This window comes from Niallia yueguangensis (genome assembly GCF_052663115.1).
In genome coordinates, this window is the sequence record NZ_JBQTCX010000040.1 from 1 (window position 1) to 19,178 (window position 19,178).

At 34.9% G+C, this 19,178-nt stretch carries 12 protein-coding genes and 3 tRNA genes; 1 reads left to right on the forward strand and 14 read right to left on the reverse strand.

Annotation, left to right across the window (positions count from 1 at the left end; genetic code table 11):
- Positions 1-160: 160 nt before the first annotated feature.
- The 6 genes from ACTYA4_RS21565 to ACTYA4_RS21590 all read right to left on the reverse strand — a co-directional run bounded on the left by ACTYA4_RS21565 (position 161) and on the right by ACTYA4_RS21590 (position 8,150).
- Positions 161-1,360, reverse strand: a complete 1,200-nt coding sequence (locus ACTYA4_RS21565; RefSeq protein ID WP_443483578.1) for an NAD(P)/FAD-dependent oxidoreductase — start codon at positions 1,358-1,360, stop codon at positions 161-163.
- Positions 1,361-1,637: 277 nt separating this feature from the next.
- On the reverse strand, positions 1,638-3,113 hold the full coding sequence (locus tag ACTYA4_RS21570; protein ID WP_443483580.1) for an o-succinylbenzoate--CoA ligase: 1,476 nt from the start codon (positions 3,111-3,113) through the stop codon (positions 1,638-1,640).
- 253 nt (positions 3,114-3,366) lie between these two features.
- The gene (gene menB, locus ACTYA4_RS21575; protein WP_443483577.1) at positions 3,367-4,185 is read right to left on the reverse strand and encodes a 1,4-dihydroxy-2-naphthoyl-CoA synthase; all 819 of its coding nucleotides are present in this window, start codon (positions 4,183-4,185) and stop codon (positions 3,367-3,369) included.
- A gap of 25 nt (positions 4,186-4,210) precedes the next feature.
- The gene (menH, locus tag ACTYA4_RS21580) at positions 4,211-5,023 is read right to left on the reverse strand and encodes a 2-succinyl-6-hydroxy-2,4-cyclohexadiene-1-carboxylate synthase (protein ID WP_443483576.1); all 813 of its coding nucleotides are present in this window, start codon (positions 5,021-5,023) and stop codon (positions 4,211-4,213) included.
- The gene (menD, locus tag ACTYA4_RS21585; RefSeq protein ID WP_443483575.1) at positions 5,020-6,774 is read right to left on the reverse strand and encodes a 2-succinyl-5-enolpyruvyl-6-hydroxy-3-cyclohexene-1-carboxylic-acid synthase; all 1,755 of its coding nucleotides are present in this window, start codon (positions 6,772-6,774) and stop codon (positions 5,020-5,022) included. Before menD ends, menH begins: the two co-directional genes overlap by 4 nt.
- On the reverse strand, positions 6,774-8,150 hold the full coding sequence (locus ACTYA4_RS21590; protein WP_443483574.1) for an isochorismate synthase: 1,377 nt from the start codon (positions 8,148-8,150) through the stop codon (positions 6,774-6,776). Before ACTYA4_RS21590 ends, menD begins: the two co-directional genes overlap by 1 nt.
- A 340-nt stretch (positions 8,151-8,490) precedes the next feature.
- Here ACTYA4_RS21590 and ACTYA4_RS21595 point away from each other — a divergent pair, with 340 nt between their 5' ends.
- A complete protein-coding gene (locus ACTYA4_RS21595) occupies positions 8,491-9,231 on the forward strand; it encodes a TraR/DksA C4-type zinc finger protein (protein WP_443483573.1) in 741 nt (246 codons plus the stop codon).
- A gap of 84 nt (positions 9,232-9,315) precedes the next feature.
- On the opposite strand, the gene ACTYA4_RS21600 is transcribed toward ACTYA4_RS21595, so the two are convergent.
- The 8 genes from ACTYA4_RS21600 to ACTYA4_RS21635 form a co-directional block, all read right to left on the reverse strand.
- Positions 9,316-11,718, reverse strand: coding sequence for a glycogen/starch/alpha-glucan phosphorylase (locus tag ACTYA4_RS21600; protein ID WP_443483572.1), 2,403 nt, complete (start codon positions 11,716-11,718; stop codon positions 9,316-9,318).
- Positions 11,708-13,159, reverse strand: a complete 1,452-nt coding sequence (gene glgA, locus ACTYA4_RS21605) for a glycogen synthase GlgA (RefSeq protein ID WP_443483571.1) — start codon at positions 13,157-13,159, stop codon at positions 11,708-11,710. The genes ACTYA4_RS21600 and glgA overlap by 11 nt, the downstream gene beginning before the upstream one ends.
- Positions 13,156-14,184, reverse strand: coding sequence for a GlgC family sugar phosphate nucleotidyltransferase (locus ACTYA4_RS21610; protein ID WP_443483579.1), 1,029 nt, complete (start codon positions 14,182-14,184; stop codon positions 13,156-13,158). The genes glgA and ACTYA4_RS21610 overlap by 4 nt, the downstream gene beginning before the upstream one ends.
- A gap of 25 nt (positions 14,185-14,209) precedes the next feature.
- Positions 14,210-15,355: a glucose-1-phosphate adenylyltransferase gene (locus ACTYA4_RS21615; RefSeq protein WP_443483570.1), complete on the reverse strand. Its 1,146-nt coding sequence runs from the start codon at positions 15,353-15,355 to the stop codon at positions 14,210-14,212.
- Positions 15,303-17,240 (reverse strand): 1,4-alpha-glucan branching enzyme, encoded by a 1,938-nt coding sequence (glgB, locus tag ACTYA4_RS21620; RefSeq protein WP_443483569.1) that lies wholly within the window; start codon positions 17,238-17,240, stop codon positions 15,303-15,305. The genes ACTYA4_RS21615 and glgB overlap by 53 nt, the downstream gene beginning before the upstream one ends.
- 1,660 nt (positions 17,241-18,900) lie before the next feature.
- Positions 18,901-18,972: transfer RNA gene (locus ACTYA4_RS21625), tRNA-Glu, on the reverse strand.
- Positions 18,973-18,987: 15 nt separating this feature from the next.
- Positions 18,988-19,078: transfer RNA gene (locus ACTYA4_RS21630), tRNA-Ser, on the reverse strand.
- Positions 19,079-19,089: 11 nt separating this feature from the next.
- Positions 19,090-19,164 (reverse strand) — tRNA-Asn (locus tag ACTYA4_RS21635).
- Between the last annotated feature and the right edge of the window lie 14 nt (positions 19,165-19,178).

Below are 19,178 nucleotides of genomic sequence, written 5' to 3' on the forward strand. Positions count from 1 at the left end.
ACTTTTAGAGACAAGAGGTTATCTTTCACAGGGGCTAGGCGTCGGAGCTAGACACTAAACTAGGTTCGAAATTTTATCTTCTTATCTTTCAAAAAAAGCTGTTCCATCTTTGCCAATTCAATTTCTTTGGAGGGCAATCTAAAATGGAACAGCTTCTTTTTTATCTATCTAAGCGGGTTAAATCAGCATCAGGATGATATCCGTTTAGCATAAGCTCTTTTAAAATAGTTGCACCGAACATATTATATATAGCACCATTCCCACCATAGCCTAAATTATAGTAAATATTTTTTTTGTCTGGATGTTCTCCTATAAATGGCATTCCATCTGCCGATTCACCAAATGTGGCGCCATATACATAATCTGCATTAATTTTCTCATTTGGAAAATGCTCTAAAACCATTTTTAAAAGTTTTTCACCATATTTCGAAAGCACTTTTGGATCAGAAGGTGCTTCGATTGGTTTTTCATCCAATCCCCCAGCAATAATTCTTCCATCAAACGTTGTCCGCATGTAGAAATATGGTCTTTTCGTCTCCCAAATAAGACATTGGTCCTCCCAGCATCGAAAAGAAGGAACAGGAGAGGTCACGATTGTATAGGTTCTATTTAATTCGCCTCCTTTTTTCTTTGCAAATAAAATCTCTTCATAACCTGTTGAATAAATAACCTTTTTCGCAAAGATCATTCCTTTTTCACTAACAAATTTCCAATATCCATTTTCAAAACCTGCCTCTGTTACTTCTGTATGCTCGTAAACTTTTACATTTCTCCTGTATGCTTCCTGTATTAGTTCTGTCACAAACATTTGTGGATTAACTTCTGCATCTCCTTCCGAAATGAGCGCTGCCGGTTTTTTGAATCCATAAATCTTTTCTATTTCCTTTTCTTCTAAATACTCAACTCGAAAACCATGCTTTTTTAACATGTCATACTCTTTTTTTAATTTTGTTACATCATTTTGATTACTAGCATAATAAAGACTTTTTCTTGCTTTAAATTGAACATCTTTTTTTAACGCCTCTGCAACTGATTGTAGGTTTTTTATTGCTTCAAAACATAATCGATAAAAGCGTACTGCTTGCTCTTCTCCTATCCTTTCCACAAATTCATGAAGCATAATATCATTACAATATTGAAGCAATCCTGTATTGGCAGAAGTGCTGCCATGCGCTACTTTTCGTTTATCTACCAGAACAACATCTAATAATTCTTCAGATAATACATAAGAGCATAGAGCTCCTGACATCCCCCCACCAATTATAAGAACATCACATGTGATATTTTCCGATAATGTTGGGTAATCCAGTACTTCTTTTACAGTAGTAGGCCAATATAAAGAACCTTTGTATAAGTCCATACATACCTCCGAACAATAAATTAACCCTTTTTACTTAAGGCTGTTTTCGTATAATTTGTTGCTTTTAAACTCGCAGCCTGAATACACTTCGTCCGTTTAGCGAGCGTCGAGCCTCCTCGTCGCATACGCTCTGCTTAAGTCTCGTCTTTCTCGTATTCCCACAGGAGTCTACGTGTATTCAGTCTGCTAAGTACTGCTTCTCCCGTTTTTTCACATAAAAATGCAACAAACTTTTGAGAAAACAGCCTTACTTGATAAGTATTTAAATGCTTCTTTACTATTTATTTTGCCCTAAATGCGTTCTTAATTCTCTACGAAGTATTTTTTTCGCTGCATTTCTCGGTATTTTTTCAATAAATAGTATCTTTTTTGGTATTTTATATTTTGCAAGCTTTTTTGCACAGAAGGAATGAATCATTTCCTCTGTTATAGCTAACCTATTATTATCTTTTACAACAAAAGCGATCGGTACTTGTCCCCATTTTTCGTCGTCTTCCCCTATTACACCTGCATCCAATACGCCGTCTATTGATGTTAGCATCCCTTCTATTTCAGCTGGATATATATTTTCTCCTCCAGAAATAATTAAATCAGATCGTCTATCCAGTACGTACAGAAAACCTTCCGAATCTTTATACCCAATATCTCCTGTATGAAACCAGCCATTAACAGTGTTCGGTCCTTTATTTAAGTAACCTTTAGAAACATTCGGTCCATGGACAATAATTTCTCCCGCTGTATTTTCTGAAACCTCTTCTCCGGTTTCATTTACTATTTTAATTTGGGATGGAAAAAGCGGCTTGCCTGCTGACCCAACTTTCCTGACACTATCTTCAGGTGGCAGTGTAACGATTTGAGAGGAAGTTTCGGTCATCCCATAGGAATAGTAGACGGGTATCCCTTTATGGAGACAGTTTTTTATGATATCAATAGAAGCTGGCCCACCCCCTAAAAGCATACATCGAAAATAGGAAGGAAACATGCCGTCTACGGCACTTTCTAATTTCTTTAACATCGTTGTTACAACAGACATCATCGTCACTTTCTCTTTGTCTATATCATCAATCACTTTTTCAATCGAGAAATGATCATGAAGTACTATTTTTATGCCATATACTAAACTTCTCATTAAAATGGAATATCCACTAATATGAAAAAGCGGCAATGCACACAACCAGACATCTTTTTCGTGCAATCCAAGATTTAATGCGCTGCCGACAGCACTCCACCAATGATTCCCATAACTTTGGATAACCCCTTTTGGAAATCCTGTTGTTCCAGATGTGTACATAATCGTACATGTTTCTTGCAAAGATACTTCTTTTTTTTCCACTGGTTGTTCGAATGTATAAGAAGAAATATCTTCTTTATGTATGATGCATAATGGCAATTCTTCTTTTATTTGTTGAATGGTTTGTACGAAAGTTTTTTCAGTCAAGAGGAAAGTAGCTTGTGCGTCTTTTAATTGAAATATTAATTCATCTGAAGTTAAGCGATTATTTAAAAGAACTGCTTTTGCACCAATAATATGAAGAGATAATAATGTAATAACAGTTTGCAGATCATTTTTTACTAAAAAGCCAATATAATCTTTCTCTTTTACACCATTAGCCGTTAAAACTCCTGCCATAAAATAAGCTTTTTTATAAAGCTCCTGAAATGTTAACCGCTCATCTTTATAAACAATCGCTTCTCTATTTGGCGTTAAGTTTGCTCTATTTTTCAGAAAGTTAGGTATACTATCTGCAGTCAATTTTCTCACCTTTTCTAAATAAACAGGGTGACTAAGTTTATGATCTAACACTTTTTTCAAGTATTTTAATACAATACTTTCTAAGCGCTGACACATTATCAAAGTCACCCTATTATTATTAATTATTAGAGGTTGTTCAAAAAGTCTGGGAACCATTGCTGTCGAATCTCTTCGTTACGTCGTTCCTCAACCTTCTCCGCCCTGATTGTCCTCCTTTTTGAACACGCATTATTACACTTTATACTATTCTTCATCATGGAAAACGAGGGAATTGTCCAAAATCTGGCTTGCGTTTTTCTTTAAATGAATCTCTGCCTTCTTTTGCTTCATCTGTTGTGTAGTATAAAAGTGTCGCATCGCCAGCGAATTGTTGAATACCCGCTAATCCATCTGTATCTGCATTAAATGCTGCTTTTAAGAAACGTAAAGCTGTTGGGCTTTTTTCCAATATTTCTTCACACCACTTAATCGTTTCTTCTTCTACCTTTTCTAACGGAACTACCGTATTTACTAAGCCCATGTCTAACGCTTCTTGCGCATTGTATTGTCTGCATAAAAACCAAATTTCCCTTGCCTTTTTATGTCCAACAATACGAGCCAAGTAACCTGAACCATATCCAGCGTCAAAGCTTCCTACATTTGGACCTGTTTGTCCAAATACAGCATTGTCAGCAGCAATAGTTAAATCACAAACAATATGAAGAACATGTCCACCGCCGATTGCATATCCTTTAACCATCGCAATGACTGGTTTTGGGATTACACGAATTAGGCGCTGTAAGTCAAGCACATTTAGACGGGGAATTTGATCGTCTCCTACATATCCTCCATGCCCTCTAACTTTTTGATCTCCTCCTGAACAAAATGCTTTGTCTCCGGCACCGGTTAATACGATAACTCCTACATCGCTATCATCACGTGCTCTTGCAAATGCATCGATCAATTCATTTACTGTTTTTGGTGTAAAAGCATTATGTACATGTGGTCTGTTAATTGTAATCTTTGCAATACCGTTATATGTTTCATATATTATTTCTTCATACTGACGTACCGCTACCCATTCAACTGTCATTCTTTTTCCTCCTTCGTACTTCCATTCATTCTTGATTCGCTAAAAACCCATCTACTATTGTACCAAAAATTTTAGGTTTCTCCACATGAATTGCATGACCTGCTTCTTTTATCATTTTCCAATTGATTTTATTATTTCTCGTTGCCATCTCTTCCGCAATCAAACAAAACTTTTTATCATATTCACCAGTTAGTAATAAGGTTTCGCTCTTTATTTCTTGTAAATGATCCCACCAAGATGGCTGCGATCCCGTTCCCATCCCTATTAAACTAAGATTGAGACCAAGCGCATTATTTTGAAGACGCTGTTGCCTTATTTTATCATGCTGCTCTTTGTTTAAGTTTTTTTGACTACTAAACAACGGAATATTTTCCCATTTGCCAACAAACCTCTCCATTCCCGCTTCTAATATATACTTACCTAGTTTATTGTCCTGTATTCTTCTTTCTCTTCGTTGTTCCTCTGTTTTTAAGCCAGGCGAAGCACTTTCAAGAATCAATTTTTTCACAAAATTAGGATAAGTTAAAACAAAAGTTAAAGCGAGTCGACCACCCATTGAATAGCCTAATAAACTAATGTTATTAATTTGCAGCACTTGTAAAATCTCATGTAAATGCTTCGCTGCAGTCAGAATATCATATTTACTTTCTTCTAATGGAGCATCTGTTTTTCCGTGGCCAATAATGTCAATCATGATTAACTGAAAATTCTTTTCCCACATAGGAATAAAGGGGTGCCAAGTGCGGCTATCCCCGGTAAAACCGTGTAATAATAATAGTGGAGTCCCCTTTCCACAAATTTCGACATAATAAGAAACGTCATCGACAACAATCTTCATCCATTTTCACCTTTAATATAGAAATCTATTTCCTGGGAAACATTTTTTATTAATTTACGATGTTCTTCTACATTTTCCGTTCTATTTGTTCTTATTTCAAAAACTCGTAATTTAGGTGAATCTGTCGTTTTTTGAAGTAATTCTTCTAATTGCGACCATTTTTCAATTAGTTCGTATTGCCCTTTATACATAGTGATTAAATGTTTAAAATCCAAATCTAACGGTGTACCAAATAATGCTTCAAAATGCTTTTTATGGTTAGCTTGTGGGAGAAAAGAAAAAATTCCGCCCCCATTATTATTGATTAAAAATATTGTTACCGGAATATCAAATTGTTTTGCAGCAATTAATCCATTTGCATCATGGAAAAAAGTTAAGTCTCCTAATACCAAAAATAAAGGCTGTTTTACTGCACCTACACCAAGGGCAGTGGAAACCGTCCCATCAATTCCATTTGCTCCTCTGTTTGCATAAATAGTTATTTTTTTAAGTTGAGTATGAAAAAAAGTATCTAAATCTCTGATCGGCATACTATTACCGACAAACAAGGCAGCATTTTCTGGCAGCAGCTCTCCTAATAAGGAAAATAACTTTGCTTCACTCATTTCAGCTTTATTTTTTATTTGCATTAATGCTTTTTTAGTTACTTTATTTATATTTTGCCAAGAAACAAATTCGTGATTTATTGAGCATTTTTTCAGATAAGGAATTAATTTTTGGCAAAATAGGACTTCATCACAATAAATCATTTCAGATGTAAGCTGATTCGGATCCCGAAATCCAGCACCACCATCAATAACAAGCTGTTCTATCTCGTTTTGTTCTTTCAAAAAAAGTGTCAAAGCTTTCGAAACAGGCATGCTGCCAAAACGAATAACGATATCTGGCTTTAAAGTTTTTTGGACAGTTTCATTGCGTAAAAATGTATCATATGTATCAATGATATATTCTAAATCTTCTTCACCTGTTCTTAATTGGGATAAAGGATCTGCTAAAATAGGGAATTTTAATGTTTTTGCCAACTGTATAATTGATGAAGAAAAATCTTCTTTATCTATTTCACCACAAATAATAATCCCATTTGCATAATTACTTAACCGCTTGGCTAAATATTGAAAATAATCCTCTGAAATGGTTAATTCGCCTGTTTCTATATGTATATATTTCTCGTGATCCTTTTCTGATTGATACGTTTGCAAATTTTCCAAGTCTGGAATGAGTGGTTCTCGAAATGGTAAATTTAAGTGCACTGGTCCTTTTGGTTCTTGAAGTGCAGTAGAAACAGCTCGAGCGCTAACTGTTTTCACATAACGAAGCATCTCTTTCGTACCAATTGGAGGAGACATTTCCATAAACCATTTTACTTTACCGCCATATAATTCAATTTGATTAATGGCTTGTGGTGCACCTACATCCCTTAATTCATGTGGACGGTCTGCTGTTAGCACTAGTAAAGGAATCCTCGAAATTGTCGCTTCAATAATGGCCGGAAAATAATTAGCTGCTGCCGTTCCCGATGTACATACTAAGACAGTTGGTTTTTTGCTTGCTTTTGCCATCCCTAAAGCAAAAAAAGCAGCCGCCCTTTCATCAACATGAACATGTATCTTTAACTGCTTTTGTTCCGCCATGACCATGGCAATAGGAGTAGACCGGGATCCTGGACTAATGACGACGTTTTCAATGCCATTATGCACTAACTCATTAACAAAAGCATAAATATAGGCAGTTAAATGTTGTTGTTGATTCATTATCTATCCCCTCCTAAAGCTGATAGCATTGGTTTGAATTTAATAGTTGTTTCTTTATATTCAGATTCCGCATCCGAACTCGCCACAATTCCACAGCCTGCAAAAATAGAAGCTTCATTTTTTTGAATTAATCCGGAACGAATACTTACAGCAAATTCACCATCTCCATTATAATTAAGCCAACCGAGAGGCGCACCATATAATCCACGATCTAAAAGCTCTTCTTCTCTTATTTTTTCTATCGCCTTATTTTTAGGATATCCACCTAAAGCAGGTGTTGGATGAAGAAGTTGAATTAAAGAGAGAAGTGATTCTGATTCCTTTAAGATTCCCTTAACTGGAGTATAAAGATGTTGAATATCTCTCATTTTCAGTAAATGCGGATGGGATGGAATTTCGATTGCTTTACAAACTTCTTCCATTGCAGACTTTATCATATTTACTACATATTGATGTTCTATTCTGTTTTTACGATCATGCAAGAGTTGTTCTCCTAACTGTTGATCCCTTTCCTTACTTTTCTCTCTTGTTATAGAACCTGCTAAACATGTAGAAAATACTTCATTATTTATTTTTTTGACCAATCTTTCTGGAGAAGCTCCGATAAAACAATTATCTTCTGACTCAAGGGCAAATATATAGCTATTTTCTTGCTGTTTTAATAAATTCTCTAACACAGCTTCTGTTTTAATGTCCTGTTCAAAAACAAGTCTGCATTCTCTTGCTAAAACAACCTTTTTTAACGTAGTATTTAAATCATTCACTACATTATCTACTGTTTTTTTCCACTGTTTTCCATCTATTTCCACCGATTTAACTAAATAATTTTTATTTTTCTGGGAAGATTGTTTTCTTGTCTTCTTAAGCAAGGAAGTTGTTTTTGCCTTTACTTCATGAAGAGAAACAGCTTCTAAATTCTCAAACAGCATATTGGTTGTTATATATTGCGTTCCATTTATTTCACTTAACATAAAGGATGGAACAAAAAAATGGGCATCTGCATAATGGTCCCAAAGCTTCGTTTTTGGTTTTTGTGGATCAAAGGTAAATCCTCCAAATAAAGTAGGTCCTACACCAGAATCGTTATATTCATTATAAATTTGGCTGTTTTTTAATAGTTCCATCCATTCTTCTTCTATAGACGAATAAAGGTTATTCTGTTGATTTAGAAGGATTTCTTTGCAACAGCCTAATCCAATTAGAACATTTTCTGATAACGGATCTTTCCAAAAAAACCGATTTCCTTTAAAAGAAGCATTTTCTGCAAAAAAAGGAAGATAGTCGATTTTTTTTTCTATCTTCATTACATTGCTAACTAAAATAGAAGAACTGGCATGTATCTTATTATTTACATTTATTAATTGTTTAGATTTCATTCTGTTTGTAAATCCCCCTAAAACGAGCCAAAAAATTATGACGTTTCTTCCTATCTTTTATCTTATTTTTGCTTATTTGTTCATCTTTTTGACTTATTTTAAGATACACCTGTGACTAATATTATGTCAATGTTCCGCTTTTATTAATTTTTTTCTTGTAATACATGTTTATTATGAGCTTCGAATTGCTCGAAACCCCTTTTATTTACGACTTATTCTTATTTAGTATTGAAGAAAACTTTATGAGGAAATTTAATAATAGTTTGATGATTGGATTATTTTTATTATAATCGCTCATACTACAAGTACTAGCTAAGTTTCTGATAAGGATGTGGTCATTTTGTTAACAAAAGAACAATTAACAACCTTAAAAAAAGAATTAGAAAATCAAAAATCGGAGATTACCAATCGAATAGATCGTTATGTAGATGAGAATAATGCACGAGAATCTGTAGGCGAACTTTCCAATTATGATAACCATCCTGCAGATATGGGAACAGAACTATATGAACGGGAAAAAGATTTTGCTTTGGAAGAGCATGATCAATCAGAATTAAATAAAATTAATGAAGCGCTTGCCGCAATAAAAGATGGCTCCTACGGTATTTGTAAAGTTTCAGGAAAAGAAATTCCCTATGAACGCCTTGAAGCGATACCTACTGCATTAACACTGAAAGAATACAGTTCTGAACAATCTGTTGCTCAGGACAGACCAGTTGAAGAAGATGTACTAGAACCTGCACATGGAAATGAATTCCGACATTATGATACTGGTGCGGTTCGTGATTATGAAGATAGCTTTCAAGAGGTGGCAAGATACGGCACTTCGGAAACACCTTCCGACTTAAGAGGAGATTTCGAAGATTACGGCAGCTTGTATGACCGTGATTCCAATGATGAAGGTTTTACAGAGGATTATGAAACGTTTGTTGCCACCGATATAGAAGGGAAAAATCGTACAGTTTATCCAAGTAAACTGCATGAAAAGTACGAACAGATGCTTGATGATGAACAAATAGAAGCACCATTTGGAGATGTTCCTTATCACAAAAGGGACGGTTATGAAGAGGATGATCAATAATTAGTAAAACACTCAAAGGGAATGATTGAAGCAAAAAATGTTTCCAATGGATTAAACTGACTATTCCCTTTGAGTTTACTTTTATTAAAACATAGGTTTTATTTTCCAAATATAATCTGCATATTCTTTAATCGTACGATCACTGGAAAAATAACCAGATTTTGCAATATTAACAATACACATATGCAACCATTTCGGTTGGTTTTTATACGTCGTATCTACAACATGGTGTATTTTCGCATAAGAATGAAAATCTTTCAGAACAAAATATTGATCATTTTCAATTAAAAGCGAATCAAAAATGGGATCAAATTCATTCGATTCATATTCAAAAAATCCATTTTTCAATTGATTCACCACTTCTTGAATTCGTTTATCATGATGATAATATTCGGTAGATCTATACCCACCATTTTGATATAAATCCAAAACTTGATCTGCATTCATGCCAAATATAAAAATATTGTCATCCCCAACAAAATCCTTCATCTCAATATTTGCTCCATCTAGTGTACCCACTGTTAATGCACCATTCATCATAAATTTCATATTCCCAGTACCAGAAGCTTCCTTACTTGCTGTAGAAATTTGTTCACTCACATCTGCCGCAGGAAAAATATGCTCTGCCAAGGAAACACGATAATTTTCTAAAAACACAACTTTTAACTTATCTTGTATATCCTTATCATTGTTTATTTTATCTGCTACCGTATTGATTAATTTGATAATTTTTTTTGCATAATAATATCCAGGCGAAGCTTTTGCACCAAAGATAAAGGTTCTTGGTGTCATATCTAGCCCTGGATTTGCTTTTAACAGATTATACAAATGCATAATATGCAATACATTTAATAATTGTCGTTTATAGGCATGCAATCTTTTTACTTGCACATCAAAAATAGAATAAGGATCCACCATAATTCCATTTTTCTCTTGAATGATTTTAGCAAGAGAATATTTATTTTCTTGCTTAATCGCTGCTAGTTTTTGTAAAAAACTATTATCTTTTTCATACAAAAGCAAATTATTTAATTGCATCGGCTCCTTCAACCAATCGGATCCAATCGTTTCGGATATTAATTGTGCAAGCTTTGGATTTGCTTTTATCAACCATCTTCTATGTGTTATCCCATTTGTTTTATTATTAAACTTTTCAGGAAAGTATTGATAAAACTGATTCATTTCTCTTTTTTTCAAGATCTCTGTATGAATTTCTGCTACTCCATTTACACTGTAGCTTCCCACTATTGCCAAATGAGCCATTTTCACCATCCCGTGAGCAATAATTGCCATCGACTCAATCCGGTGTAAATCTCCTGGATATTGTTCCCATAAATCTTTACAGAAACGCTCATTAATCTCATCAACAATCAAATAAATACGAGGCAGCAGTGGTTGAAATAAATAAATAGGCCACTTTTCTAATGCCTCTGACAAAGTTGTATGGTTCGTATACGAAAAAGTGTTTTTCGTTATTTCCCATGCTTCCTCCCAGCTTAGCCCTTCCTTATCGAGCAATATTCTTAGCAACTCTGGAATAGCAAGAACGGGATGTGTATCATTAATATGGATACTAATATGTTGATGTAATTCCTTTATATCTTTATTCTGCTGTTTATAATTTCTCACTATCGACTGCAAGCTGGCAGATACTAAAAAATACTGCTGCTTAAGACGAAGAATCTTGCCTTCATCATTGGCATCATCAGGATATAAAAACTCTGAAATTAATTCCGTTTCTCGTTTATATTTCATGATGTCTTTCACATCTTTAACAAGCAAGGAAGTCGGCTCCGCATTCCAAAGCCTTAATGTATTAACAGTAGTCGTATCATATCCGATTACAGGAATATCATGCGGAACAGCGGTTACAGTTTCAGCATTTAAATGCCGAAACTGTAATTTGCCGTCTTGTTCATACATATCGATTAGTCCCCAAAACGGAATATCCACTGCCAAGTCTTCTCTTCTAACTTCCCATACTTCTCCATGCTTTAACCATTGTTCTGGAAGTTCTATTTGGTAGCCATCAACAATACGTTGTTCAAATAACCCATACTTATAGCGGATGCCAAAACCATGTCCTGGCAAATTTAATGTCGCAAGAGAATCTAAAAAACAAGCTGCTAGTCTGCCCAACCCTCCGTTTCCTAATCCAGGGTCACATTCTATTTCTTCCACATCATGCAAGTTTATTCCTAAATCGGCAAACCCTTCATCTACTACTTTATCAATGCCAAGATTCATTAAATTATGATATAACAATCTGCCTAATAAAAATTCAATCGATAAATAATAAACTTGTTTTTCTTTATCCCTTCGATAGCGTTCATTTGTATGAATCCAATTAGAACTTACATATTCCCGAATCATATGCCCCAATGTATGAAAATGGTCACTGCTTGTGCTGTCTTTAAATGGCTTTCCGTATATCATCTCAAGCTTTTGCAAAAAATACGCTTTGAATATCTCTTTATTAGTAAACATGCGTTTCACTCCTAGAGACAAGCTCTGCATATAGCTGATTATACTTGAATGCAGATCGGGCCCAGCTATTATCCATTATTATCGCTTTTTTCATAATGTTTGCCCAAACATCTTTTTCATGATAATAACGCAATGCCCTGCGAATCGTATATAACATATCGTGGGCATTAAAGTTAGTGAAACTAAATCCATTGCCTTCCCCAGTATTGCTGTTATAAGAAAATACAGTGTCATTTAAGCCGCCGGTTTCTCTTACAATCGGGATATTCCCATATTTTAAAGCAATTAATTGCCCTAACCCACATGGTTCAAACTTAGATGGCATAAGAAATAAGTCTGCACCAGCATATAATTGATGGGCTAAGCTCTCATCAAATCCAATATAGGCTCTACACTTTTCTCGATATTGATTCTCCATTTCTCTAAAAAATTGTTCAAACTCCGGATCTCCTGTACCTAAAACGATAAATTGAATATCTTCTTGCATGAATTCATGGAATACATGTCTGACAAGCTCTAAGCCTTTTTGTTTTGTCAGTCTTGTAATCATACAAATAATTGGAATGTTGTCATCTTCTTTTAAACCGAATTTTTGTTGGATAAATTGTTTGTTTTTTACCTTATCTTCTATCGAAGAGTGTGAATATTTTTGTATGATCACATCATCTGTTTCCGGATTATACGTTTTTTCATCAATCCCATTTATTATTCCGTATAAATCATTTTTCCTTTTTACTAATAAATGGTTAAGCTTTTCCCCATAATAATCTGTTTGTATTTCTCTTTTATAAGTTGGACTAACAGTTGTTATTTTATCAGCTGAAACAAGTGCTGCTTTCATAAAGTTTACATTTCCGTAGAACTCCAGGTTTTCCATCGTAAAATATTCGTCACTTACGTTTAATAAATCCTCTAAGACACTTTTCGGCATAATCCCTTGGAACTGCAGATTATGTATAGTAAAAATCGTTTTGATTGAACGATACTCACTTTTCCACTGATAATCAGTCTTTAATAAAAAAGGAATCATTGCTGTATGCCAATCATGGCAATGAATAATATCAGGATATTCACGTAGATGTACTAAGCTTTCCAAAACAGCGCGATTAAAAAAGGAAAAACGTTCCCCATCATCAAAGTATCCGTAAAGACCTGGACGTTTAAAATAATATTCGTTGTCGATAAAATAAAAGGTGATACCTTCAAATTGGAGCTCTTCAATGCCACAATATTGATATCTCCATCCAACCTGGACATGAAAATGGCCTTTTCTTTTTATTTGTCCTAAAAATTCTTTCGAAATATCCCCATATTTCGGCATCATCACAATAACTTCTGTTCCCTGTTTTTTTAATTCTGTTGGAAGAGAACCAGCAACATCTGCCAGTCCCCCTGACTTAATAAAAGGTACACACTCTGATACTGCAAATAATACTTTCACGAATTCATCAACGCCCCTTGCACTGTCCCTTTTCTAACAACAAAAGGGGAATTAATAGAACCTGTCATCACGGCTCCACTTTCTACTTTCACATCTTTATCTAATATCACAGAATCAAGCATACAATTTTCTCCGATTGTGCATTTTTGCATAATAATACAGTTTTTTAATACAGAACCTTTGCCAATCTTAACTGCCCTGGCAATCACACTATTTTCTGCTTCTCCTTCAATAATGCAGCCATTTGCAATCATCGAGTTTTTTACTTTTCCTGTATTTGTATAGCGTGTAGGCGGCTCATCCTTAACTTTTGTAAAGATTGGACTCTCTTTTTTGAACAACTGACTCCATATAGTTGGATTTAAAATCTCCATACTTACTCGATAATAAGTAGAAATTGAATCTATTTTTTCGGCATAGCCGCTATATTCGTAATCACATAATTTATAATGATGATTCATATCAAGTAATACATCTTTCATGCAAGTGTAGCCTGTTACATCTCGTGTCTGAATCAGATCTATTAATAATGTTTTTTTAATTAAATACATATCTATCGATTTTCCACTATGTCTTATCTCCGTTATATCGCATCCTGACTGAAGATGCCGCTCTAGGACAGGACTAAAATCCATATTAAAAACAGTAAAACAATTCGCAACTAACGCATATTCTTGTTTGCTTCTAAAAAAATAATCAATATTTGCTGCAAAATGATTAAATGATCCAATTCCTTTGCTTGTGCCGTCAGTAATAGATGCGGGAAAGAAAAATAAACCATCTCTTTTCCTGTCCAAATCCCAATTTTTCCCTGAACCTAAATGATCCATAAGTGAACGATATTGATACTTAGGAAAAATAGCAATACTCCCCATCCCTGAATTCACCATATTGGATAAAACGAAATCAATTAACCTGTATCTTCCTCCAATTGGTAATGCAGCCAATGAACGATGTGCAATTAATTCGTCTAAGTCATCGTGATACGTAGTTGCGTCAATAACCCCTAGCATTGTTTTTAACAACATAATCCCCTCCTGTCTAAGTTTGTTAGGAACTCAACTCATTAACCATTTCTTCTGTAACTAAAACCACTTCGTCTGTCTTTTTATTTGGTTTAATGATCATTCCATCTGGTATTCTTATGTTAGAAGGGACGATTGCTTTTTCAATATAGACATTCTCACCAACTTTAGCATCTGGCATTATGACAGAACTGCGAATGATTGTTCCCTTTCCAACATTAACCCCTTGAAATACGATTGATTGTTCAATTTCTCCACTAATTGTACATCCTTCATTTATCATAGATTCTTTCACAATCGCTTCACTGGAAATATATTGTGGGGGATGGTTAGGATTTACTGTATATATTCTCCAGTTGTAATCGTAAATATCCAATTCGCTTTTTTCATTTAATAAGTCCATATTTGCTTCCCATAAACTCTGAACAGTCCCTACATCTTTCCAATATCCTTTAAAAGGGTAAGCAACTACTTTTTTCTGTTTTTTAATGAGTAATGGGATGATATCTTTGCCAAAATCATGGGAAGAATGTTTATTTGCATTATCTTCTTCCAATAATTCCTGTAAAACAGTCCACTTAAAAATATAAATACCCATTGATGCTAAATTATTTTTGGGAGTTGCAGGTTTTTCTTCAAATTCAACAATATCCATCTCTTTATTCGTATTCATGATGCCAAATCGGCTTGCTTCGTTCCATGGGACTTCTATTACTGAAATAGATGCGTCTGCCTGTTTGTTGATATGATACTCTAACATTAATTCATAATTCATTTTATAAATATGGTCACCTGATAGGATTAATACATAATCCGGATCATACTGATTTAAATAATTTTCATTTTGATAGATGGCACTAGCAGTTCCTGTATACCATTTTACTTCCGATGATGCACTATAAGGTGGTAAAACAGTCACACCACCATTTACACGATCCAAATCCCAGGCACTCCCAATTCCGATGTAAGAGTTTAACACAAGTGGCTGGTATTGTGTTAACACACCCACTGTTTCAATTCCTGAATTGGAGCAATTGCTAAGGGTAAAATCAATGATTCGATATTTCCCTCCAAAAGGTATAGCTGGTTTTGCTAAGCTTTTTGTTAAAGAAAATAATCTACTCCCCTTCCCTCCTGCTAATAGCATGGCGACGCATCTTTTCTTTCCCATTCCCCTTTCTCTCCTTCCGATGTTGTACTGGTCGTAAAATGATCATACTAAAAGCTGGTATTGTTAATTGAACAGAAAATGGTTTCCCATGAAACGAAGTAGAATGTGCCTTTATCATTTTTTTATTTATATAATTGGCTCCCCCAAACTGATCAGCATCGCTATTTAATACTTCGCGGTAGCTTCCATCCTTTGGCACACCAACTAAATAATTTTCATATGTTTGATACGTAAAATTGCAAATAACAATGAGAAAATCTTCATCCTTTGTTCCTTTACGTATGAAGGAGAAAATAGATTGGTCCTTATTATTAACATCGATCCATTCAAAACCTTCAAATAAATGATCCAGTTGAAAGAGTGGTTTTGAACGTTTATAAATTCTTAATAGTTCCTTTATATATTCATTTGCTTTTTTGTGCATGTCATAATCATAGAGCATCCAATCAAGCTGCTCTTTATCCTTCCATTCAGCGAATTGAGCAAATTCTGCTCCCATAAATAATAATTTTTTCCCGGGATGCGTAATCATAAAACCCATCAGCAGTCTGAATTGTGCAAACTTCTGCCAATAGTTGCCAGGCATCTTATTAAGAAGTGATTTTTTCCCGTGAACTACTTCATCATGAGAGAGTGGCAATACAAAATTCTCTGAAAAAGCATAATGCAAGGAAAATGTTATCTTATCATGAACAAAGCATCGATTTTCGGATCCTGTTTCCATATAGGATAATAGGTCATTCATCCATCCCATGTTCCATTTATAATGAAAGCCTATCCCACCATAATGTACTGGTGCTGTTACTTGTGGCCAATCGGTAGAGTCTTCCGCAAACATTAAAATGGTTGGATCATATTGGCTTACTGTTCGATTTAATTTTTTTAAAAAATCAATTCCATAAGGATTGACACTATTATTCGAATTTGGCCAATAAATAATATTAGATACTGCATCAACCCTAAATCCATCAACATGAAAATATTCCATCCAAAAGACAGCATTTGAAATAAGAAAGCTATGTACTTCCATCTTCCCTAAATCAAAATTAGCAGTCCCCCATACAATATTTTCCCTGTCTTTTCGGTTTTCATAATCAAATTGATTGGTACCATCAAATTGATAAAGTCCATGTGCATCCTTGCAAAAATGTCCTGGGACCCAATCAAGAATAACTCCAAGTCCATATTGATGACACTGATCGATAAAATACATCAAATCCATCGGCTCACCAAATCTGCTAGTCGCAGAATAATAACCTGTTCCTTGATATCCCCATGAAATATCAAGAGGATGTTCGACTAATGGCAATATCTCTAGATGAGTAAATCCTTGTTCTAAACAATAAGGAATTAGTTCTTCTGCTAATTCCCGATAAGAATTTAGCGTGCCGTCTTCATGTAATCGCCAAGAGCCTAAATGAACTTCATAAATTGCCATTGGCTCATTGAAACTATTTTTCTTTGCTTTTTTTTGTTTCCATTTTGAGTCCTTCCACTTATACCCTTCCAAAGTGTAAACAATTGATGCAGTGTTTGGTCTAACTTCTGAATAAAATGCATAAGGATCTGATTTTAGAAACTTTCTTCCATCCGAAGCAGTTATTTCATATTTATACAATGCTCCTGATAGATCCATATCAATTTTTATTAGCCATATTCCTTCGTTATTTATTCGCTCAAGAGAATATTTTTCTGCTTTCCAATCATTAAAATCTCCAACCAAATGAACAGATTGTGCATGTGGCGCCCATACACAAAAAGTTGTGCAAGCCCCTTCATTTTGTTGATAAACATGAGACCCCAACAATTTATAGCTTTCGAATAAATTCCCTTCATGAAATAAATGTAGCTGAAATTCAGTTGGGTATACTGTTTTCACTTGCATCCTACTTTCTAGTTCAAATATTTCAATTAATAATGCAACACCTACTGGACAAATATTTATTTCTTTTCCTACATATTAAGCGAAATAACCAAAATGAAAACGCTTATTTTCAGAAAAAATAAAAAAATATCATTGAAACTAATATTCTAGCAAAAATGAAAAAAATCCTTTTTTGTTTTTTTAAATTTTATGATAATAATAAACTTTTTATGTTTAATCCTATTAAATCCACTAAATGAATTCTTAACATATTTTTAAAGTACAAATTAAGTGACTATTAAGTAAGTGCAAGTCCCTTGGTCATTGTTGTACGGACTAGCCGATTATTAAAATCGCAATAGAGGTAAGTCGATTAATTACACAACGTCCTGTACGTTTAACTAGACAGTTATCTAACTTCAGATATAATTTTGATTAATAAAGAAAGGTGGAAACACATGAGTAAGACAGAAGAAGATCTTATAAGAAAAGCACAGGAGCCTTGCTCAGCCCCGAAGAAAAATGTTCTCTTGGCTCAAAAAGTGCTCTTTACTTTTAGAGACAAGAGGTTATCTTTCACAGGGGCTAGGCGCCGGCCGGCTAAATACGCACAGAGGAAAATCGACTAAGTACGCCACGTCCTGTGGCAACGTCGATTGACTCGCATCCTGCGAGCCTGTGGCAACGCCGGCACTTGTACATCCTGTACGTCGGAGCAAGACACTAAACTAGGTTCGAAATTTTATACTTTCTTATCTTATTAGAACAAACTAAAGAAGAAATTAGTCCTTTTTTGAAGCAGCTTAAGACTTATTTAGAGGCCCAAATCAGGAATAATTTCTACAATTTACTTAAATAATTCTGACCAGAAAGTAATAACAACGGAAGTTAAACTAGAAGAAAATCTTAAACAAGAAAGATTATAAGAAAAAAAGAGCTAGTTCCTTTAAATCAAAGCTAGACACACGTCTTACAATAATGCCTTACCTTTAAAAATGGCTATGTTAAAGCTCATTGTTGATTTTGGCACTATGTTGATCTTCGTTCCAGGTGTGAGACTCCTGCGGGAAAAGCGAGTCAGAGGGAGACCCCACAGGCGCACAGCGCCGAGGAGGCTCCCGGACCGCCCGCGGAAAGCGAACGCCTGGAACGGAAATCAACAGGCAAGTTTAACAAAGCCTTAAAAATAAATTGAATAATTAGATGGTAAATCAAATTGTACTCTATATAAAACATATATGCACTTTTAATCATTTTAAGACAAAAAATTGGTTAAAAATGAGGATAATCAGAGCGGTGAAGGTTCAGGTACTGTAGTTAAAGCAATTCGGAGCGTAGGTAGTTTGTTAAGTGAGGACTGAAGGGCAAACGTAACGAAGATTTCGACCGCTATGGTTCCCATACTTTTTCCAAAACCTTCTATAGGACTCATATACATAGGAAAGTAGGGGTGCAGCATGAGAAAAGCTTTGTTGCATATCCTCATTACACTGATTTTGAAATGGAACATACACTAATTTACTGAAAAAGCAGATGGTTTTACTTTTTATACAGTAACAACGAACGGAAAAGCAGTAGAAAGCATCAACGGGCTAGAAACCGAATAAAGTTATCCACAGATATTTTTTTACTTTTCCAAAACGAAAAAGCCATTAGCATTTTGCTAATAGCTTTTTTTATATGACCCATACGGGATTCGAACCCGTGTTACCGCCGTGAAAGGGCGGTGTCTTAACCGCTTGACCAATGGGCCAATATATTATTTGAATGGCGGAGAAGGAGGGATTTGAACCCTCGCGCCGCTTACACGACCTACACCCTTAGCAGGGGCGCCTCTTCAGCCTCTTGAGTACTTCCCCATAAAAATAAATGGCTCCGCAGGTAGGACTCGAACCTACGACCGTTCGGTTAACAGCCGAATGCTCTACCACTGAGCTACTGCGGAATAAAAATATATGG